The sequence below is a fragment of the Ignavibacteria bacterium genome (assembly GCA_036262055.1).
Lineage (GTDB): Bacteria > Bacteroidota > Ignavibacteria > Tepidaquicellales > Tepidaquicellaceae > DATAJP01.
Map to the genome: position 1 here is coordinate 562,509 of DATAJP010000002.1, position 21,965 is coordinate 584,473.

Consider the following 21,965-nt stretch of genomic DNA (forward strand, 5'->3'; position numbering starts at 1 on the left):
TCCTACCCACATTTTGTTGTTGCTGTCACACTCCTATTTCCTTATTGTCTAAATAAATAAACCCTATAAATAATTTATTAGACTTCAAAATAAGGAATTTAATTATGAAAACGTTTTACAAATTATTAATTCTTTTCATATTGCTTTCAAGTATGTTGAAAGCAAATATCATTAACGTTCCGGGGAGTTATGGAACGATTCAGGCGGGAATAAATGCGTCGAGCAACGGCGATACTGTTTTGGTTGAACCCGGGACATATTTTGAAAACATAATTTTCGGCGGAAAGAAAATTGTTCTCACGAGCAGGTTTTATATTGCAGGTAATCTCACTTTTATTAATACAACTATAATAAACGGAAGCACACCGTCTCATCCCGATTCTGCAAGCTGTGTAAGGATTTTTCAAGGAGAAGATTCGACAACCGTGCTGCAGGGATTTACAATTACAGGAGGCAAAGGCACAAAGTGGCAGGATGAACACGGAGCAGGAAGATATACTGAGGGGGGCGGAATTTTGACAGCGCATACATCTCCAACTATAAGATTCTGCGTCATTAAAGATAACGAGGCAGCAATTGGAACAGGGGTGGTGAGTACAGGCGGAGGCGGAATAAGATGCGGTGACGGGAATCCGAAAATTCTTAACTGCATCATAATGAACAATACGGGAAGATACGGAGCCGGAATAGTTTTGAATTATACCGGAGCAACAATAAAGAACTGCGTGATTACGAAAAATTACGGGTCGAATTCATATGGAGCAGGTGCTGCTCTTTGGATTAATAATAATAACGGTACTCTTCCAAAAATTATTGAGAATAACACAATTGTAAATAACTCTGCAACAACGGCGGGAACCGGAGGGATATACTCTAATACGCCAACAACATTCATCCGGAACTGTATAGTCTGGGGCAATACCGGACCGGGTGCAGCATATTCCGGAACTATGAATTTTTCATATACAAACATAAATGCAACTGTTGCGGGAATGGGAAACATAAATACTGCGCCGCAGTTTGACAGCGCGAATTTTATTCTCGGAACGGGGTCGCCGTGCATTGATGCGGGTGATACTGCGGTGATATATAATGATAAGCAGGGTGCGCCGGGTTTCGCTTTATATCCTTCGCGCGGAACAACGCGAAATGATATGGGTGCTTACGGCGGACAGCTTGCAGCAATTTTGCTTTCAAATACTTTTGTGAGTGTTCAAAAAATCAGCAATGTGGTTCCTGAAAGATTCGAGCTTAAACAAAATTATCCAAATCCTTTTAATCCGACAACCAATTTCGAATTTAGGATTGCCAATTTCGGATTTGTTTCACTGAAAGTTTATGACATTACAGGAAAGGTTGTTGCTGATTTAGTTAGTGAGAATTTACATCCGGGGCAATACAGTTTTAATTGGAATGCGGAAAGATTATCGTCAGGAATTTATTTTTATAAACTTACAGCGGATAATTTTTCAGACGTTAAGAAAATGACGCTATTGAAATAAATAATTTTCTCTTTTGTTACCAAGGGCGGGTGATGCTGAGGGTTGCTTTGCCTGTCCTTTTTTAAATTCAAATTCGGTTATGAAAACAATATTAACAATTTTTATGCTGACGGAAGTATTTTTAAATTTCGGTTTTTTCAATGATGACTTACAAAGAATGATGGAAACTGACAGAGAATTTTCTAGAATGTCGGAGGAAAAAGGGACGTCGGAAGCGTTTGTTTTTTATGCAGACGAAAAGGTAATATTGTCGGGCGAGAACAAACTGCCAATTATCGGGATTGAGGAGTTAAAAAACATTTTTAACCGGCCTAAAAATCCCAATGCAACGCTGACATGGGAGCCGCTGAAGGGAGAGATGTCGGGGTCGGGTGAGCTTGGATATACTTTCGGGAGATGGCAGATAAAATCAAAAACAGAGAGCGGAGCAGATACTTTAACGAACGGAGTTTACATGACTGTCTGGAAAAAACAAGCTGACGGAAGCTGGAAGTATGTGCTTGATGGCGGACACATAACACCGGAGAAGGTGGTGATGGAGTGAAACATAATGCCGCACTGTAGTAAACTCAAAACCTTCTTCTTGTTAAGTTAAGAGCTTTATTCTTTGTGCAAGGGATGACCCAAGGGGTGCCCCTTCACTTCGTTCAGAATGACTCAAGTTTTTTTCTTTTTATGTTGAAATTTTTTTCTCATACGTTTAACTTAAATGCAAAGGAGAAAAATGTTTCAGCAAAAATTCAGCAGAAGAGATTTCATTAAAACATCTGCAGCAGGACTTGCGCTGATTTCATTTCCTTTTTTACAATCCTGTTCAAAAAAGACCGATGTATCGTTAGATGAGTTTATTCAGCTCAGCTCGCTGTTAACGGGGTTTGATGCTTCTCAACTTGACAAAGGTCTTGCACAAAAATACCTCACAAGTTTAACGACAGTTCCTCAATCAACAACCACGATTGGAGAATTATATACAAAATTTGGTTTGTCTCCCGGAAAACCTGTGAATTTAGATACCGATGCAGCGGTTGATTTAGTTGACAAAGAAGATGAAAAACTTGCCCAGACAATCACGCAATATTGGTATGCAGCCGAATACAGGACAACCAATACTTCGGTAAACTACGGTTTGGTTACAGCAAATTTTAATGAAAGTCTCGGATGGGCAGCAACGGTTTACGGAAGTCCCGAAAGCGAGTGCCATGGTTCAACAAACTCATGGGCAACACCGCCGCAAACTTCATAGAATAATTAGAATAAAAAAGCTTAATGCAGAATAATCTTAATGCAGATGTAGTCATAATAGGCGGGGGAGTTTCGGGAGCAATTCTTGCGTGGTCTCTTGCTTCTTCAGGAGCAAAGGTTATTGTGCTTGAAGCAGGTGAAGCAATCGACAGAGAAAAAGCTGTTGACCTATATCAAAACACTCCGGGTAGAAATATCGATACGCCATATCCGCAGACGAAGTATGCACCAATGCCATATCTTTCGGAGCCGGGACAATATTTTGTTAATGCGGGTCCTGATACTTTCGGAAGCACATACGTTCGCGCTCTTGGCGGAACGACATGGCACTGGCTCGGGACTGCGGTGAGGTTATTGCCTAATGATTTTAAGATGAAGTCAACTTACGGGGTCGGGGTTGATTGGCCTATTTCATATAACGACCTCGAGCCGTATTATGCGCAGGCAGAAACACAGCTTGGTGTTTCGGGAAATTCTGAATATGATTTGGGCGCGCCGAGAAATAATAATTATCCGATGCCTCCGCTTGCAATGACATATATGGATTCATTGCTTCAGCCGAAGCTCGCTCCGCTTGGTCTTGAAGTTAGGGCAACGCCACAGGCAAGAAATTCACAGCAGTATCAGGGAAGAAAATCATGCTGCGGCAATGCGAGCTGTATTCCGATTTGTCCGATACAGGCGAAGTATGATGCAACTGTTCACGTTCAGCTTGCACAGCAGGCAGGCGCACAGTTTATCACGAGTGCAGTTGCAACTTTTGTTCAGGCAGACCCTGACGGAAACATAATCGGGATAAATTATAAAACTCCGGACAATGCAAACAATAATATCACAGGAAAAATATTTGTGCTTGCCGCTCACACAATTGAAACGGCAAAATTGCTGTTGATGTCAACAGATAACCAATATCCGAACGGTATAGCAAACTCCTCGGGACAGGTCGGAAGAAATTTAATGGACAATCTTACCCTGCTTGCTTATGCGCTTTATCCTGAAAATATTTATCCATACCGTTCGCCTATTTCGACTTCAGGAATAGAGAATTTACGTGACGGTGCATGGAGAAGCCAGAGAAGCTCGTTCAGAATTGAAATCGGTAATGACGGATGGAGCTGGCCGATTGGTTTTCCTCCGGCATATGCAGTCTATCTTATAAAGCAAAAAAATTTATACGGACAAGAATTAAAAAACCAGATTGCCAATGACGTTCCGAAGCAGTTCAGATTTGCTTTTTTAACTGAGTCGCTTCCCAATCCTGACAACAGAATCATTCCCGACCCGACGAACTTAGATTCTTTCGGAATACCGCGACCGAAGATATTTTATAAATATGACCAGTATGCTCTTGACGGGCAGAACGCAGGTAAAGAATTAGCACAGCAGATGTTTGCTGCCCTCGGCGCAACTGAAATCGGGTACCAATATAATCAGGGCGCAGGTCACATAAACGGCACCTGCAAAATGGGTACAGACCCGAAAACGTCTGTCGTAGATATTAATCAGCGAACACACGACCATAAAAATTTATATATCGCCGGCAGTTCGGTTTTCCCGACCGAAGGAACAGGTAATCCAACCCTCACCATAGCAGCAATGACACTGAGATTAGCTCAGCAAGTTCAAAAAGAGCTGAAGAATTTTCAATAAATCTTTTTGACACTTGTACTTCTCTATTAAGCTTCTTAGACAATTTAATACTTATTCTATAAAAATGTTCATTTAGATTCCCGCCTTCGCGGGAATGACAAACTCTCCTGCTTTTATCCCAAAAATTTTGTTTAGTTTCTGATTATGCCAATTATTAGTTTATCATATAATTTTGAATAAATTTTGAATTAAAATTACATATGAAATATTTATTTATACTTTTAATAAGTTTTATGCTTTTTCAAACGGCGTATTCACAAAGTGTTTTGAATATGACTTTGCTCGGCAGTAAAAACGAGTTCACTTCAGGCGGAACTCCTGCGGGGTGGTATTATTCCTCTTGCTGGGGCTGGACTGCGCCAAACGGCAGAGAGTATGCAATAATCGGTTTTTATGGCGGAACAATCTGGTATGACATTACAAACCCTGCAAACATCGTAAGATGCGATACAATTTACGGACCGGGTTCGTTTTATAATTACCGTGAAATGGCAACATATCAAAATTATTGTTACATAGTTTCCGAGGGCGGTCTCGGCGTGCAGATTGTTGACATGCAGTATCTTCCGGACTCTGTTCATCTTGTAAAAAATTATACTTTTCCGGGATATGTGCGAAGCCACACGGTGAGAAACGAAGGAAGGTATTTATATTGCAACGGAGGGAATTACAATAACGGCGGTGTGTTCATCCTTGATTTGCTTGACCCTGAAAATCCCGTTAAGCGCGGACAATGGGGAACGAGATATGTTCACGATTGCCATGTACGCAACGATACCATTTATGCGGCTTGCATCAGCAACTCAAATCTGACCGTGATTGATGCAACAAACAAAGACAGCTTGAAGCAGGTAACGTTCTGGACATATCCCGGCGCAGTTACTCACAATGCCTGGACATCAAAGAACGGTGATTATCTCATAACAACAGATGAGGGCGGCTCAAATCATGCTAAGGTGTGGAGTATCGGAAACATTATGGCTCCTCTTCAGGTAGCGGATATTGTTCCATACGAAGCAACAATGGTGCATAATGCGTACGTAAAGGGTGATACACTTTATCTTGCGCATTACAGGTCGGGACTTTTGGTTTATGATATTTCAAACCCGCTTTCTCCGCAGGAAATTGGCAGGTATGATACATATCCGGGCGGAGGAACAGCTTATCAGGGAGCATGGAACTGCTATCCTTATTTTGCTTCCGGAAAAATTGTTATATCGGATATTTCAACGGGCTTATATGTAGTTCAAATGGGAACGTCGGTCGGTATCGGAAACAATAACGGAACGACACCGGGCGAGTATAAGCTTGAGCAAAATTATCCGAATCCGTTTAATCCTGAAACAAAGATTTCTTATTCGCTTCCGTCTAACAGCAACAATGTTTCGCTTGTCATTTATAACGCGCTCGGCAAGGAGCTTGCGAAGTATGTTTACTCAAATCAAGCTGCAGGAAATTATGAAATCACCTGGAATGCAAAAGAATTGTCATCAGGAATTTATTTTTATAAGCTCACAGCGGGAAATTTTTCTGACGTAAAGAAGATGATGTTGGTGAGATAAGCGCGCTTCGTTTTTGCCACGAAGTAGCGAAGACACAAAACGGAGACGCAAAATGTTGCGTCTCTACAAAACAAAAAAATTAATCCCGTTTGGAGAACATCTAAACGGGATTTTTTATTATTATAAAATTTTTGCTTTTACTTTACGCTTGGAGGGTTAATCATGTTAAGCTTCATAAGCTCTTTTTCTTCGGGGCTTACTGCTGAGCTTCCGAGTATTCCGCCTGATGCCTGCGCAACCTGCTCTGCATAGGTCAGGAAGCTGTCATAAAGCGCCTTCGCAAAATCATGGTCAATCTTAGGCCAGATGGCATTTACTTTATATAATATCTCTCCAATTTCAAGGGTTCTTTTAGAAACATCTTCGGGAAGCTTTTGCATAAAATCTTTTATTGAATCATCGATGAACTTACTAACTTCGTAATAATAGTCCTGCAAGATTGAACCTTCTTTTCTTGCTCTGAAGTTGATAGTCTTTTCCGCCCAGTCAAGTTCTTTGCTGCTGATGTCTTTATCGGAGCCGGCAACAAGAATGGTTATAAGCGCGGGCACGTTCAGCATTAATGTTTGTTCTTCATCGTTTAATAATGCAAGTTGTGATACCATTTGATTTTTATTTTATCTTTTGAGTTTGTATTGTTGTAATTTACGGATTTATAATGATTTTTTCGGTGGAAAAACCTCTCACTTAACACACCCCGTCAACTTCGTTGCCACCCATCTCAAGAGGGGATTTACTAAGTTTTTTTAATTATTGATAAGTTCTTTTGCGCTTTTGAGGGAGGCATCAGTTACTTTTTCCCCGCTTAGCATTTTTGCGACTTCGGATATTTTTTCATTTTTGTCGAGAGTTTTTATGTCTGTGATTGTCTCGCTGCCTTTGTTTTGTTTTGAAACATGAAAATGATTATTGCTTTTTGCGGCAATCTGCGGCAAGTGAGTAATTGAAATTATCTGATGCGTATTTGAAATTTCCTGCAGGAGGTTTCCAACTTTGTTTGCAATTCGCCCGCTTATGCCTGCGTCGATTTCATCGAAGACTAAAATCGGAACGTCATCTTTTTCTGACAATGATGCTTTGATGGAAAGCATTATTCTGGAGATTTCACCGCCGGAAGCAGACTTGCGGAGTGATGAAAAATCCGCGCCTTTGTTTATGCGGACAAAGAACTCAATGTCGTCTATTCCTTTTGATGTAATGCCTGTTGTTGTTTTAGAACCTTTTTTATAATTAAATTCGTCTTCGTTTGAGATAGATGAAGATTTAAACTCGACTTTAAATTCAGCGTTTTCGAGACCTGTTTCGTTGAGATATGAATTTACTTTTTTCTCTAAGTCTGCTGATGATTTTTTTCTTTTTTTAGAAATATTTTCAGCTTCTTTATATAAAGATTCTTTTTGAGTTTCGATTTCTTTTTTGAGTTTGTCGATTTCAAAATCGAAGTTTTCTGCGAGATTTAATTCCTGAGTCAGGTCTTCTGCTTTTTTTATCAGCTCGTTGACGGATAAATTATATTTTTTCTTCAGGAAGTTTAAACTGCCGAGGCGTTCACGGATTTGTTCGATTCGGGCGGCATCGAAGTTTAAGTTGTTGTTATAGTCGATAAGGTTATGGCTGATTTCTTTTAGAGAAACATAACTTGATTCTATTTCATCCGATAATTTTTCAAACATATTATCAAATTTGGTAAGTTTTTTTATGTCTTTAGAAATTATTGATAATATGGAATTTACGTTGGTTTCACCCTCATAAAGAAGGTTGATAATCTGGGTTAATCCGAGTGCAATTTCCTCAGAATTTTCGAGTTTGTTAAGCTCGTTTTCGAGTTCTTGTTCTTCATCTTGACGCGGGTTAACATTATTTATTTCTTTAAGCTGAAAATCCAGCAAAGATTTTTTTTCGAGAATCTGATTTTTTCTTTCCAGGAAATTTTTGTATTTATTTACGAGTTCTTTGTATGCGTTAAAATTGTTTTTGTATTTATTTAACTGTTCATCAAGGCTTGAGAACTTATCAAGAATTTTTAGCTGGGTTTCTTTATTAAGTAACGACTGATGTTCGTTCTGTGAATGAATATCGATTATTAAATCACCAAGCTCTTTAAGGTCGTTTATATTTACCGGGGTGTCGTTAATAAAATTTCTGCTGGTTCCCTTTTGTGAAAGCTCACGGCGTATTATTATCTCACCATCCTTATCGTTAAAATCCAGTTCTTTATCTGATATGAACTCCTTAACCGATTCATTTTTTTTAAAATAAAATATTCCTTCGATGATAAGTTTTTCGTTCTGGTTTTTTATTATTGAATAATCTGCGCGCTCTCCTAATATTAAAGACAAGGCATCAAGTATGATTGTCTTCCCTGCTCCTGTTTCACCTGTGATTATATTTAATCCGTTTGTGAAATTTAATTCAGCGTCTTTGATAAGTAAATAATTTTTTATGACCAGTTTTTGAATCACTTATTGTCTTCTTATTATATTTATATAATATATATTTTAATAGTAGTAATAGTAAAGGTGTCAGTATTGTTAGTAAGTCGGAAAAACTTCAAATGTGTTTTATAAATAAATAAAATCGTTCTGAAAATGTGTTTATAAAAAATGCGAGTTACTGATACTTATAACAATTGTTATTATTAAAAACAGGTTCAGTAAATTTTATTGTCAGTAAGTTATAAATATTAAAACAAAATTAACAAAAATTATTAACAAATTTGTTAATAAACGGTTTCTTAATTTTTTTTGTATAAAAACGAGATCCTTCGCTACGCTCAGGATGACACGTATGGTTGTTTTAAATGAAAAAGGGGCTGATGCCCCACCTAAATTTTTTAATACACCCCGCCGCTTCGCGGCACCTCCCGCCAAGCCGGGACGTTCCGCCTCTCGAGAGGGGATTTAGAACTTCCGGGACAGACAGGAATGTCTGTCCTACTAAATTATGTTTAACAACTCTTTTAATCTTTTAACTATTTTTTAAAGTCTCTTTTACGTGGGAGATTTGGGCGGCGAATTTTTTGTCGGCTTTTATCTGCTTGTTGATTGTATTGACCGCATAAAGCACCGTAGCGTGGTCCTTGCCGTTGAAAAATGAGCCAATGAGTTGAAGTGTCATGTCGGTGTATTCCTTTGCGAGAAACATTGCGATCTGCCGCGCCTGAGCTATCTCTTTTGTGCGTTTTTTTGATAGAATGTCACGTTTTTGGATGCTGTAATAGTCAGAGACTACGTCAAGAATATTTTCGAGAGTTACGTGTTTGTTGCGTTTAGCAACGCCGACTACCCTGTTGACGACTTTCTCTGCGATGTCGAGAGTTATTTCTCCTTTATAAATAAAAGTGCTCTCGGCAATCATACCTGCGATACATCCCTCGATTGTTCTGATGCTGTCCTTAACGTTTGTCGCGAGGAAGTTAATTATATCATCAGGAACTTCGACCTGCGCAACCTCAAGTTTTTTCTTTATGATTGCAACACGCATTTCCCAGTTAGGAGGCTGAATGTCAGAGACCATTCCCCACTGAAAACGATTGAGCAGTCTTTCTTCGATACCGAGAATTTGATTTATCGGCTTATCGCTCGAGAAAATTATGTGTTTCTTTTCGTGGAAGAGATAATTAAAAATCTGATAGAAATAATCCTGTGTAGAAGTTTTACCGCTGAGGTTCTGAATGTCATCAATGATTAAAACGTCGAGTGATTTATAAAATGCGTCGAGCTTTTTTGTGCCGTAAGGTTTTTTAGTCGAAAAATCCATTTTGTTCTGCGCGATGCTGTCGGTAAATCTGTTTGTGAACTCAGATGCTGTTGTGTAATAAACTTTTTTCTCTGGATATTTTTTCAGGACTTCGTTCCCTATTGCCTGAACCAGGTGAGTTTTCCCGAGACCTACTCCGCCGAAAACAAAATACGGATTATATGCTTTGCCGGGATTGTTTGAAATTGCATAGGCAATCGAAACAGCGAGCTCGTTGTTTTCGCCTTTTACAAGATTTTCAAATGTATTTTTTGAATAAAGATTTGATTTGAACGGCTCTTCGGGCTGTTGGTTTTCTGATGGTAAATTTGAAACGAGTGTTTTCGGCTCCGCAATTTTTATTGAAGGCGTAATTTGCTGAGCTTCGTGGTGTGTATCTGTCGGAGCAGAGAATAAATTCAACTGTGCAATTTCGAATTTTAACTTTGCTTCATCGCCGAGGAGACTTTTAAGAACGTTATCGATGTCCTTGTTGAAACGTGACTCAATCATACCATAAATGTCATTGTTTGGGACAGTAACGGTAAGGATGTTGTCCTCGTACTTTTCCGGTTTGAGAAAAGTGAACCAGGTTTCGATTACGCTTTTTTTAATTTTGGTTTCAAGGAGGCGCAGAAAGTTGCTCCAGATTACATCTGCTTCGGTTGTGAGCTGTGCTGTGTTTTGAACACCTGTGTTTTCTTTGTGAAAGTCGTCTGAGCCGGAAGAGGGTAAAGTATTATTCAACGATATAAACTCTTTATATTTTTATTAACAAGCTGTTTGGTTTAAAAAAGAACTTTAAGAAACGAATTTATCGGGACAAGCAAAAAGTCATTAATTCACATAATTATTAACATGTGGGCAATAAATTAAGTACCTGATTTTTATGGATTAATTAAACAGGTAAAAAGTTACTAACAATCGATGTTAGTAGTAATGGTTTAATAATAATAAATTAATATTAAAAAAATTACTCAAAAAAGTTATTAACAATTAGCTAACAAAGAACGGGTAAAAGAAATTGATATATAATATTAAAGAAAGTTTTAAACTTAGTCAATAAAGTTTGAAAAATTTTTTGTTGTTGGTGTGGCAAAGCCATCCCTTCGGGAAGAACACCAACAACGGCGGGTGCGTTTGTTGTGCGCAGGGGTCCCTTGCGGGAGACTCCTGCGGGAGGGGGAAGGTTTGTGGGAATTGTGATATATGCCCCACACTACTGGGATTCCCGCCTGCGCGGGAATGACTTCCTTTGTTCGTATGCAAAGGAAAATCAGACTAAAATTATAAATATATTTTGTAAAAGGGTTTGGTTAATTTGCTTAATGCACATATATAATTTTGATGAGTCGTTTTACGATACATATGCCGAAATCAACCTCGGAGCATTAAAAAACAATTTCCATCTCATAAAAAAAGAAGCACAGAAAAACATAAAAAGGGTTTCAAAAGAAAATTTAAAGAAGGATTCAAAAAAAAATCCCGAAAGAGATTCAGAAAAAAACTCTAAGGGTGAAAATTACGTAAAAATATGTGCGGTGGTGAAGGCAAACGCATACGGGCATGGATTTTATGAGGCATCGCTTGCGCTGGCTGAGTTTGGAGCGGATTATCTTGGGACGGCGGATTATGTTGAGTCATTGTCGCTGAGAAAATATCTGAATAAGCACGGGCAGAAGAATATTCCGATATTGTGCCTCGGAACGCTGAAGCATGACAAGAAATTGGTGAAGGAAATAATTAAAAATAAAATTGACGTTACGATAACGGATTATAAGTCAGCGGTTTTTTTGAACGACGTCGCAAAAGAAATGAAGATGAAGCCGGATGTTCATATTCAGTTTGATACGGGAATGAACCGTGTCGGGATTACGGAAGAAAAAATTCTCGAGACGATTAGAAAAATTGCAAAGCTGGAAAATATTAATCTGAAAGGAATATACTCGCATTTTGCGACGAGTGAAATCAAGAATCATTCGTTTGCAAAAAAGCAGATGAAGCTTTTTGTAGATGTTGTGAAGAAGCTCGAGAAGGAAGGAATAAAATTCGAGCTTAAGCACATGCAGAACAGCGGGGGAATTTTTAATTATAAGAATGAAATGTTCAACATGGCACGTCCGGGAATTTCTTTGTACGGATATTATCCTGACATCAAAAAACCGAAGAACGATATTGGACTTATTCCTGTTATGTCCTTAAAGTCGAGAGTTAACCTCATCAAAGAAGTAAAAAAAAATAAAAGCATTTCTTACGGGCGAAGGTATTTTACGAAGGAGAAATCGCTGATTGCATCTGTGCCGGTTGGTTACGGTGATGGATATTACCGCGCGCTGACGAATAAGGCGAAGGTTGTAATTAACGGTAAAAAATACAAAACGGTCGGGACGGTGTGCATGGATTGGGTTATGGTTAATATTAAAAAAAATGAGGATATTAAAGTCGGAGACAGAGTGACGCTGCTGGGACCTGAATATCCTGCGTATGAGCATTCAAAAATTGTTAAGACCATTCCATATGAAATTACCTGTCACATATCACCAAGAGTAAAAAGGGTTTATGTTAAATAGAAATCACAAGTACATAAATTTCATACTCGAAAAACTAAGGAACTCACTTTATTCGTCGGGGTTTGACATTACCGGAACAGAGGCAAGCAAAGCTATCACATTCCTGATGAGCTCGGATGATATTCTCAGAGATATTTTTATTTTATCGAAATATAAACAGTGCGGTTCGCTGTGCAGCTATCTTTTATTTGTTTATAAAAAACTTGATGAAAATTCTTTGAAGTATGAAAATCTTCCAGTGAATATTGAATACGACGTCGAGTATCTGAAAAGAATTGTGATTGGAAGCTTTAAGCTGAACAAGGCAAGCGGAGAAACGGAAGAAAATGGGGAAGAAATGCCGAGCTATGCTGCTGAAAATAATCTTGAGCAGCAGTGGGAAGTATCGGATGAGATTTCGGAGAGCAAATTCAAGGTTGGTGAAATAGAGAGGGACATTGTAACGGAGGAATTCAGTGAAGATGAAATTGACATAACGCAGTTTAAGGATTTGAATCCCGAAGATGAAGAAAAAATTGAAGAGATAATATCGGTGAGTTTAGAGGAAGTGAAAGAAAGCTTTGCAGATGAAGTGAACGAAACCGAAACACAAAACCGGGATGAAAGGTCAGAACAAAAAAATACGGCATACCCAGAAGAGCAAAGCGAAGAAGAAGTTGAGGCAAAAGAAGAAGCATTTGATTTAAGTGATTTGATGGAGACAAAACAACCCGAACAAATACATAATGACCTTATTGATGACGAAAAACAAACAGAGGAAATTGATGAAGTAAAAGAAGAAACAGTTTCAGAATCAGCAAATGAACATGAGCGCGAAGTAAATCCCGAAGACGAAGAAGAACTTGATGAAGAAGCGATAATAGAGATTTCGAGTGAGCATCTTGAAGTATCTTCCGAAGAAGAAAAAGAGAAAACCACAGAATACGAAGATACACATATATTTGAAGAAAACAAGATATTGCCTGAAAAAAATGATGAAATTGACGAGGAAACACCACTTCCCGATGAAAAAAACAGAAGATTTGCAGAGTTTGAGAAACGGCTTGTTGCGGGAAACCTGGAGATGACTCTGACTTTTGATGAGATTGAAAAGTTAATAAAAAAATATGATGACAACGACAGCAGATTAAAAGATAAATCCGAGTTTATTTCAAGGAAGTCAAAGGAACTTGGAAAAGCAACGAGCGAAATGACGTTTGAGATAATTTCCAACATGTACGGGTTTATGGAAAGTTATTTTGATAAGGCAAGCAGTCTGCCGTTTGAGATAAGACAAAAAGATGTAAATATATTTTCGTATTCGCTGAGGGTTATAGAAAAATTTATTTTAGAGGAAGATTTTTCAGGAATAGAGAAAGTACTTGGTGATTTTTATGAAATAGAAAAGTATCTTGCGGAAAAAGAACATCAAAAGAAAACGGATGAAATTATTGAGGAAAAAGTGATTAAAGACGAAGTTGAGGAAGAAACTATTGATACTGCATTATCCGAAGCACCAGTTGAAACATTTGAAGAAATTGCCGAAGCGGAAGAAAAAGAAATAAGACAAAATGTTGTTGAACAGCCGAAAGAACAAGAGACGGAAAAAGTTTTATATGAGAAAAAAGATGTGACGGAAAGCCAGGTAACGGAAAAGGATTCACGAAGAAAAATGATGATGGTGCTGAAAGCAGAGATTATGGAACTTGAGATTATTTTTAAATCGATAGACGAGATTGAAGGTGAATATAAAATATATGAAGGGCTCCGCAAACTTTCAAAGACGTATAATATACTCAAAAAAACCGTTGTATTGTCGAAGCGTCTGGACATGAAGAAGCTTGCAAGGTTATCTGAGGCATGTTATATATTCATTAAGTTCATTCAGAATTACAGATTGAGTCCTTTTGACAATGACATAAAGCAGATTTTTAATTACATTATTTACAATTATAAGCTTATAGCTCTGGATAAGCCGACAAAAGATTTTGAAGAATTCGTATTTTATCTAAACGACCCGGTGAAGATATTTACGCAGAAAAAGAAAAATTAAATCAACAAGTATGGGGAACTATGCAGTAATAATGGCAGGCGGGGTCGGGACGAGATTCTGGCCCAAAGGAACATCGAAACACCCGAAACAGTTTTTGAGGATTGCAAATAATAACGAAACGATGATTCAGCAAACCTACAGGCGTATCGAAGGTTTGATAAAGGACGACAAAATTTATGTTGTAACGAACATAAATTATAAAAATGAAGTCCGCAAACAGCTTCCGAAAATTCCCGAGGAAAATATCATTTGTGAGCCATTCGGCAAGAATACCGCGCCGTGCATAGGTCTTGCGAGTGTTTTCATTAAGCAGTTCGACCCGAAGGGAAATGTTCTTGTGCTTGCGGCAGACCATATAATAAAAAACGTTCCCGAGTTTCAGCTTAACGTAAAAGCAGGAATGAAATTTGTCGGCGACAACGGAGGAATTGTGACGCTTGCGATTACGCCTGACAAGCCGGAGACAGGATATGGGTATATTCAGTTTGACCCCGATACAAACATCGAAGTTAGTCTTAACGGTTCTGACAACACCGCGAAGAAAGTTTATAAGGTAAAAACTTTTGCGGAGAAACCCGATTTGCCGATGGCGAAAATGTTTTTGGAGAGTGGAGATTTTTTGTGGAACAGCGGCATGTTTATTTTCAGGGTTGATACGATTATGAAAGAATTTGAATGTTCTCTGCCTGATTTGTTCGAGTCGCTTCTGAATCTCGAGAAAAAACTGCTCGATAATAATTTTGATAAAATACTTGAAGATGAATACGCGCAGATAAAAGGAATTTCGATTGACTACGGTGTTATGGAAAAGTGCAAAGATGTTTATACGATTAAGAGTGATTTCGGATGGAACGATATCGGTTCTTGGGATGAAATTTATAATATAAACGAAAAAGATAATCATGGAAATGTAAAGAAATCAAAAGCTGTTCTGATTGATACGAAAAATACTCTTGTGCTTGGAGAGCAAAAAATAATTGCAACGATCGGAGTTGAGGATTTATTGATAATAGATTCTGAGGATGGTTTGTTGATTTGTAAAAAAGGAGAATCACAAAAGGTGAAGGAAGTTGTTGATTATTTGAGAAGGAAGGGATTGGATCAGTTTATATAAACGAATTTTTAAACTTGTGTCATTCTGAGGAGTGAAACGACGAAGAATCCCATTAGTTGAAAGTAAGGGGATCCTTCACTTCGTTCAGGATGACACACGACTACAGTTTATAATTATGAAGATTGCGCATTTGGGAATAGCGGTGAGGTCGTTGAAGGAATCGGTGCCGAAGTTCGAAAAAATTTTCGGAGTGAAACCGTCAGAGATTGAATTTGTAGCGGAGCAAAAAGTGAACGTACAGAAATTTCATCTTGAAAATATTGACATCGAACTGCTTGAGGGAACATCTGAGGATTCCCCGATATATAAATTTATAGAGAAGAAGGGCGAAGGAATTCACCATAGTTCGTTTGAGGTGGAGGACATCGTAAAATCCCTATCCGAAGCAAAAAAAAGCGGAATAGAGCTTATAAATGAGGTTCCTACGACGGGAGCCGATGATATGCTGATTGCTTTTTTTCATCCGAAATCCACCAATAATGTGTTGATAGAGTTGACCCAGCACAAAAAAAAGTAAGTCAGAGAAAAAAAAGATATTGTGTTGTTATGAGGTTGGAAAAAAAGAAAAACAACCCCCTTTGTCCCCTTTATTAAGGGGGAATATGTTTTTAAAAAATGTTGTTCTCATAGTTCGCAGGAGTCCCTGCGGAGACTCCTGCGGACGGAAAATAAAATATAAGGGTGGAAATTCGTAACACACCCCGTCGCTTCGCGACACCCCTCTCGAGAGGGGAATTTTTGGATTTAAAATTTTTTGAAGTATTAAAAAAATGTCAGAAGTTTTAAAAAATAAAATTGATGCACTGCCCGCGTCGCCGGGTATTTACCAGTTTAAAGACTCGACTGGTAAGGTGTTGTATATCGGCAAAGCAAAAATTTTGCGAAACCGTGTGCGTCAGTATTTCCAGTCGCGACCGCATGAGACACGTTTGGACGTGATGATTAATAAGATTGCTGACCTGGAAATTATCAGGACTGACAATGAAGTCGAGGCGTTAATATTAGAGTTAAATTTAATTAATAAATTTAAGCCGAGATATAACGTCAACTTAAAAGATGATAAATCATATCCGTATATTGTGATAACGAATGAAGCGTTCCCGAGAGTTTTTCCGACGAGACAAAAGCGTTCGGACGGGTCGAGGTATTTTGGTCCTTATACCGATGTGAAGACAATGCGAAGCGCGTTGAAGTCAATAAGAGATGTTTTTCAGATTAGATCGTGCAGTTTTAATCTGACAGAAGAAACGATTACTGCAAATAAATATAAAGTGTGCTTGGATTATCATATTCATAAGTGCGAGGCGCCGTGTGTTGGTTATGTGAGCAGAGAAGATTATAACAAGATGATTAATCAGGTTGCGAAATTATTAAATGGCAAGACGACGAGCTTGATTAAAGAGCTGAACTCGGAAATGGAATCGTATGCAAACAATATGCAGTTTGAGAAAGCGGCGAAGCTGAGAGATACGATTAATGCGCTCGAGGTTTATTCATCACGGCAGAAGATGGTCGATGAAGATGTAATTGATCGAGACATATTTGCTGTTGCTCGTGAGGAGAAGGAAGCGGTCGGGATGATTCTGAAAATCCGCGAAGGAAAAGTGATTGGGAAGTCTCATTATGCACTGGACAACGTCGAAGGAAAAACCGATGATGAAGTGATTGAAAATCTTGTAACGAGCTATTATGAGAAATCAGATTTTGTCCCTGAGGAAATTTATCTCGAAAAAGAGATTGAAGATATTGATGTAATCGAAAAATGGCTGAAGGAAAGAAAGAATAGTAAAGTTGAAATTGTTGTTCCGAAGATTGGCGAGAAAGCCAAGCTGGTGGCTATGGTGCGGGCGAATGCTAAATATGTGCTTGATGAAATAAAGCTTGCGAAGATGAAAAAGGAATTTATTCCGCATTCTATTGAAGCGCTGAAAAGGGATTTGCGTTTGACGAAGCTGCCGAGAAGAATTGAGTGCTATGACATTTCGCATATTCAGGGAACGGATACGGTTGCTTCGATGGTGGTTTTCATTGACGGCAAGCCGAAGAAATCGGATTACAGGAAATTTAAAATTCAGACTGCGTTGAACGAAGTCGGCAGACCCGATGATTTTCTTTCGATGCGGGAGGTTATACACAGGAGGTTCAGAAGATTTGTTGAAGACGGTCATGTGAAAACAGATGCGGAAGAAGAATACCAAATTATGGATGTGCCTGCTGATGAAAAAGAAAAACAGCAGGATGTTTCGTTTGCTTCGATGCCGGATTTAATTGTTATTGACGGCGGCAAGGGACAGCTGAGCTCGGCGGTGAAAGTTTTGAGCGACATTGGCTTGGAGACGCTGAACGTAATCGGGCTGGCGAAGAGACTGGAGGAAGTTTATCTGCCGGGACATTCTGATCCGCAGTCGATTCCGCATACATCAAGCGGATTGAAGATGCTGCAAAGAGTGAGAGATGAAGCGCACAGGTTTGCGGTTACGTATCACAGAACGCTGAGGGATAAAAATTTATTTAAATCAGAGCTTGAGGACATAAAGGGAGTCGGAAAGAAAACGATGGTGAAGCTTTTAAGTGAATATGGGTCGGTGGAGAATATAAAAGAGGTGATTGAAAATAATTATGAGACAATTGAAAAATTTGCCGGGAAAAAAGTCGCGGGGAATTTGAAGGAGTATTTTAATCAGGTGGTGAAAGAAGAAGAGGAAGGGTAAGAAATCTTTAACACACCCCGTCTCCCGATTACATCGGGATCCACCTCTCTCGAGAGGGGGATTTTATTATATGTATAAAAAAATAAAAACATAAAAAAAATGAAATCGGAATATTCACCTTACATTGCAATTCAGGTGCAGGACTATGAGAAGGCGATGAAGTTTTATCAGGAAGTTCTGGGAATGGAAATTACGGAGATTAAGGGCAACGACACTTATATGAAAAAAGGGATTATGAATTTTGTTTTTGAAAACGGCGGGAAGGCGGGAACGGTGTTTTTTGAATTCAAGGTCGATGATGTTCAGAAGGCGCGCAAGGAGCTCGAGGCAAACGGATGCACGGTGACACAGGAGTACAGCGATAATAATATGATGATTTCAGACCCTTTTGGGATGAATTTTCATATCTGGCAGGACGGAGCGGAATTATAATGAATAAAATGAAAGCAGGGTTTTTGCAGTTTAAGCCGGAGTTCGGGAATGTTGAACATAACATAAAAAGAATTTCGGACCTGATTCCCGAAGAAGATTTTGATTTGCTTGTTTTGCCTGAGCTTGCAAATTCGGGATATTTGTTTTCAAGCTTTGAAGAATTAAAAAATTTGTCGGAGGTTGCGGGACAGGGAAAGTTTTTTGATGCGATGCTGAAAATCGCTAAAGAGAAAAATTCTTTTCTTGTTGCGGGGTTTTGTGAGCGTGATGCAGAGAATGAAAAAGATTTTTATAATTCCGCTTATGTGATTTATCCCGACGGGAAGTTTGAAGTTTACAGGAAGATTCATTTGTTCGATGAAGAAAAAAAATGGTTCAAGCCGGGAGATGTGCCGGGAGTTTTTGAAATTCAGAAAGAGACTTTCGGGAGAGTAAAAATCGGAGTGATGATTTGTTTCGACTGGATATTCCCCGAGACCGCACGGGCACTGGCTTTACGGGGGGCGCAGATAATTTGTCATTCATCAAATCTTGTTATGCCGTACTGCCAGAGAGCGATGTTTACGAGAGCGCTTGAGAATCATGTGTTCACGATTACAGCGAACAGAATCGGGACAGATGTGAACGGCGGTAAGGATATTTCTTTCACGGGGCAGAGCGTGATTTTAGATCCGAAGGGAAATTATCTTGCGGAGGCAGGAAAGGATACGGAGGAGTGCAGGATTGTCGAGATAGACGCTTCGCTTGCGCTGGATAAAAACATAAATCCGAATAATCATTTATTTGCAGACAGGAGAGTGAAGATTGATTAAGACAATAAAAAACATTGAGGAATTAATAAGTAAAAATATCATAAAAAAATATGCTGTGGGCGGAGCATTCGCAAGTATTTTTTATATAGAACCAATCGCAACGTTTGATTTAGATATTTTTGTTATTATAAAAACAGAAGATGCAAAAAGTCTTAACCCTCTGAAAGAAATATACGCGTGGGCAAAAGAAAAAAACTTTCCGGTTGAAAAGGAACATATTCTGATTGAAGGAATCCCGGTTCAATTTTTACCCGTGTATAATGAATTAACAGCGGAAGCAGTTGAGAATGCAGCAATAAAAAAATTCGATGGAGAAGATATTTCTGTTATTTCTCCTGAATACCTCATAGCAATAATGATTGATACATTCAGAGGCAAAGACAGAGAAAGAGCTATAAGGTTTTTGAATGAAGCAACTATAGATAAAGCGACTTTAGATAATATTCTTAATAAGTATAATTTAAAAGATAAATTTGATAAATTAAATTATGCAAATTGATGAAAAAATCGTGAACTCTAAAGCGATAAATAAAATTTTTAAATCTAAAAAAGAGTTTCACAAGTCGCGGGCTAATGAATCCATAGAAAAGAAGTTTGATGCTTTTTTAAAGCTTCAGAAAATTACTTTTCAAATTTTGCAATCGACAGGACGTGACTTGCCGCCCGGGAAGCGTGTCTGGAAAATTTAACTTCCTTGAAGCAGAATGACGTTTTTGAAGCAGATTAACTTCTTTTATCATACCTTTATTTAACAATCCGAATTTAATACATTTAATAACCTAACTTCTTTAAAAAATAAATAACATAAATTTTTAAAATGAAAAAGTTCTTATTTACCATAACATTTTTTTCATTATTCGTCATTAATTACTCACTGTTAAATGCTCAATGGTCATCGAATCCTGCGCAGAATACAGAAGTTTATTCAGGAAGCGGCGACCAGGTATTAAATAAAGTTGCATTGACTTCAGACGGTGGGTGTTACGTAAGTTGGTTTGATAACCGGGGCAGCGGATATACGGTTCGTCTTCAGAAATTTAATGCGTTCGGCGTAAAACAATTTGCCGCAGACGGATTACTTGTGAGCTCAAACCCGCAGTCTTCATCACTTGTTGATTATGATATGATTGCAGATGACAGCAACAACGCAATTGTAACTTTTACAGACACAAGAAACGGCGCACAGATAACACCTTTCGCATATAAAATTTCTCCGACGGGAACATTTCTGTGGGGAGCAAACGGCGTTGACCTTTCCGCGGATAATTCGGTTTATCAGGCGAATCCAAGAGTTGTGCAGACATCAGACGGAAATTATGTTTTCATCTGGGTTTTTGCTTCAACACCGAGAAAGGCGCATATGCAAAAACTTTCAAGAGCCGGAGCAAAGATGTGGGCTGCAAACAATATTGCAATTTCATTGCAAGGAAGTGAAAACGTTGATTGGCCTAAACATGTTGCATCCGATAATGGAAGCATTATAACAATGTATTCAGGTTATACAGGTTCATTTATTAATCCACAAAACTACAGAATATATACACAAAAATTCAGCACAACAGGAACTACGGTTTGGAATCCAACGCCTGACACCGTGTATGCATTAGGAAGGGTGAGTGGATTTTATAATCCTCCGATTGCGTCTGATTATAATAACGGAGCAGTTTATACATGGATTGACGATAGAAACGCAACTAACGGCTCACCATATGTTCAGAGGTTTAACTCTGCAGGTGCAAGACAATTTCCCGTTAATGGAGCCTGGGTAGTGGGCGCAGATGCATTCTTAAGAAACCAGCCGTTTTCGGTTTATGTGCCTTCTTCGGGAGAAACTTATTGTTTCTGGAGGGATAATAATTTCAATCAATCACAATCAGGAATTTATGGACAAAAATTCAGCGTAAGCGGAACCCGAAACTGGGGAAATGAAGGAAAAGTTTTTCTTCCAATGACCTCAGTTGTACCAACATATATCTGGATAGGCGCAAAAGACACGAACATTGTTTGCGTTTATACACAGCAGACAGGAGGAGCAACATATGAAACAAAAGCTTTAAAAACGGGACCGTCGGGAGCGATTCACTGGAACGTGAATGTCGCTACGACTCCAAGCTCAAAGACACAATCAAGCACACAGATATTCCGAACAACCACAGGAATGGTTTATACGGGATGGGGTGATGACAGAAACGGTTCAAGTGATATTTATGTGCAAAACATAAGTATCAACGGAGCTCTCGGATATCCAAACGACATAAAACAAAACTCAAATATAGTTCCCGATAAATTTGAACTTAAACAAAATTATCCAAATCCGTTTAATCCGAGCACAAAAATAGTGTTTGACGTTCCGTCAAACGTGAATGGTCAAATGTCAAATGTGAGAATCGAAGTTTATGATGCAAGCGGAAAGATTGTATCGCAACTTGTGAATGGAGCTTATGCACAAGGTCGTTATGAAGTAACTTTCGATGCGAAAGATTTATCATCGGGAGTTTATTTTTATCAGTTAAGAACAGAGAATTTTGTTAAGACGAAGTCGATGATGCTTGTGAAGTAAGTGGTTTATAAAGTTGTAAAGTTCATAAAGTTTATAAAGG

General features: G+C 38.6%; 18 protein-coding genes. 15 read left to right on the forward strand and 3 right to left on the reverse strand.

The window, feature by feature from the left end:
* Positions 1 to 104: 104 nt before the first annotated feature.
* The 5 genes from VHP32_04385 to VHP32_04405 all read left to right on the forward strand — a co-directional run bounded on the left by VHP32_04385 (position 105) and on the right by VHP32_04405 (position 5,956).
* On the forward strand, positions 105 to 1,502 hold the full coding sequence (locus VHP32_04385) for a T9SS type A sorting domain-containing protein (GenBank protein ID HEX2787121.1): 1,398 nt from the start codon (positions 105 to 107) through the stop codon (positions 1,500 to 1,502).
* Between the two features lie 79 nt (positions 1,503 to 1,581).
* Positions 1,582 to 2,046 carry a hypothetical protein gene (locus tag VHP32_04390; protein ID HEX2787122.1) on the forward strand — a complete coding sequence of 155 codons (465 nt, stop codon included), beginning with the start codon at positions 1,582 to 1,584 and terminating at the stop codon, positions 2,044 to 2,046.
* A 180-nt stretch (positions 2,047 to 2,226) separates the two neighbouring features.
* On the forward strand, positions 2,227 to 2,745 hold the full coding sequence (locus tag VHP32_04395) for a sugar dehydrogenase complex small subunit (protein HEX2787123.1): 519 nt from the start codon (positions 2,227 to 2,229) through the stop codon (positions 2,743 to 2,745).
* Between the two features lie 23 nt (positions 2,746 to 2,768).
* Positions 2,769 to 4,394: a GMC family oxidoreductase gene (locus tag VHP32_04400; GenBank protein ID HEX2787124.1), complete on the forward strand. Its 1,626-nt coding sequence runs from the start codon at positions 2,769 to 2,771 to the stop codon at positions 4,392 to 4,394.
* Positions 4,395 to 4,594: 200 nt separating this feature from the next.
* On the forward strand, positions 4,595 to 5,956 hold the full coding sequence (locus VHP32_04405) for a choice-of-anchor B family protein (GenBank protein HEX2787125.1): 1,362 nt from the start codon (positions 4,595 to 4,597) through the stop codon (positions 5,954 to 5,956).
* Between the two features lie 137 nt (positions 5,957 to 6,093).
* On the opposite strand, the gene VHP32_04410 is transcribed toward VHP32_04405, so the two are convergent.
* From VHP32_04410 to dnaA, 3 genes are all read right to left on the reverse strand, one after another.
* Positions 6,094 to 6,561: a hypothetical protein gene (locus tag VHP32_04410; protein ID HEX2787126.1), complete on the reverse strand. Its 468-nt coding sequence runs from the start codon at positions 6,559 to 6,561 to the stop codon at positions 6,094 to 6,096.
* Positions 6,562 to 6,702: 141 nt separating this feature from the next.
* A complete protein-coding gene (gene recN / locus VHP32_04415) occupies positions 6,703 to 8,418 on the reverse strand; it encodes a DNA repair protein RecN (protein ID HEX2787127.1) in 1,716 nt (571 codons plus the stop codon).
* Positions 8,419 to 8,923: 505 nt separating this feature from the next.
* Positions 8,924 to 10,441 (reverse strand): chromosomal replication initiator protein DnaA, encoded by a 1,518-nt coding sequence (gene dnaA / locus VHP32_04420; protein HEX2787128.1) that lies wholly within the window; start codon positions 10,439 to 10,441, stop codon positions 8,924 to 8,926.
* Positions 10,442 to 11,022: 581 nt separating this feature from the next.
* Between dnaA and alr the strand changes: the two genes are divergently transcribed.
* From alr to VHP32_04470, 10 genes are all read left to right on the forward strand, one after another.
* A complete protein-coding gene (gene alr, locus VHP32_04425; protein HEX2787129.1) occupies positions 11,023 to 12,264 on the forward strand; it encodes an alanine racemase in 1,242 nt (413 codons plus the stop codon).
* Entirely contained in the window at positions 12,254 to 14,296 is a 2,043-nt protein-coding gene (locus VHP32_04430) for a hypothetical protein (protein ID HEX2787130.1), read from the forward strand. The genes alr and VHP32_04430 overlap by 11 nt, the downstream gene beginning before the upstream one ends.
* A 10-nt stretch (positions 14,297 to 14,306) precedes the next feature.
* Positions 14,307 to 15,410 carry a mannose-1-phosphate guanylyltransferase gene (locus VHP32_04435; GenBank protein HEX2787131.1) on the forward strand — a complete coding sequence of 368 codons (1,104 nt, stop codon included), beginning with the start codon at positions 14,307 to 14,309 and terminating at the stop codon, positions 15,408 to 15,410.
* 31 nt (positions 15,411 to 15,441) lie between these two features.
* Positions 15,442 to 15,927: a methylmalonyl-CoA epimerase gene (mce, locus tag VHP32_04440; protein ID HEX2787132.1), complete on the forward strand. Its 486-nt coding sequence runs from the start codon at positions 15,442 to 15,444 to the stop codon at positions 15,925 to 15,927.
* A 253-nt stretch (positions 15,928 to 16,180) separates the two neighbouring features.
* Complete coding sequence (gene uvrC, locus VHP32_04445; GenBank protein ID HEX2787133.1) at positions 16,181 to 18,121, forward strand: excinuclease ABC subunit UvrC; 1,941 nt, start codon at positions 16,181 to 16,183, stop codon at positions 18,119 to 18,121.
* Between the two features lie 99 nt (positions 18,122 to 18,220).
* A complete protein-coding gene (locus VHP32_04450; protein HEX2787134.1) occupies positions 18,221 to 18,553 on the forward strand; it encodes a VOC family protein in 333 nt (110 codons plus the stop codon).
* Positions 18,553 to 19,365, forward strand: a complete 813-nt coding sequence (locus tag VHP32_04455; GenBank protein ID HEX2787135.1) for a nitrilase-related carbon-nitrogen hydrolase — start codon at positions 18,553 to 18,555, stop codon at positions 19,363 to 19,365. The genes VHP32_04450 and VHP32_04455 overlap by 1 nt, the downstream gene beginning before the upstream one ends.
* Positions 19,358 to 19,864, forward strand: a complete 507-nt coding sequence (locus tag VHP32_04460; protein HEX2787136.1) for a hypothetical protein — start codon at positions 19,358 to 19,360, stop codon at positions 19,862 to 19,864. Before VHP32_04455 ends, VHP32_04460 begins: the two co-directional genes overlap by 8 nt.
* The gene (locus tag VHP32_04465) at positions 19,854 to 20,054 is read left to right on the forward strand and encodes a hypothetical protein (protein ID HEX2787137.1); all 201 of its coding nucleotides are present in this window, start codon (positions 19,854 to 19,856) and stop codon (positions 20,052 to 20,054) included. The genes VHP32_04460 and VHP32_04465 overlap by 11 nt, the downstream gene beginning before the upstream one ends.
* 128 nt (positions 20,055 to 20,182) lie before the next feature.
* The gene (locus VHP32_04470) at positions 20,183 to 21,925 is read left to right on the forward strand and encodes a T9SS type A sorting domain-containing protein (protein ID HEX2787138.1); all 1,743 of its coding nucleotides are present in this window, start codon (positions 20,183 to 20,185) and stop codon (positions 21,923 to 21,925) included.
* Positions 21,926 to 21,965 lie beyond the last annotated feature (40 nt).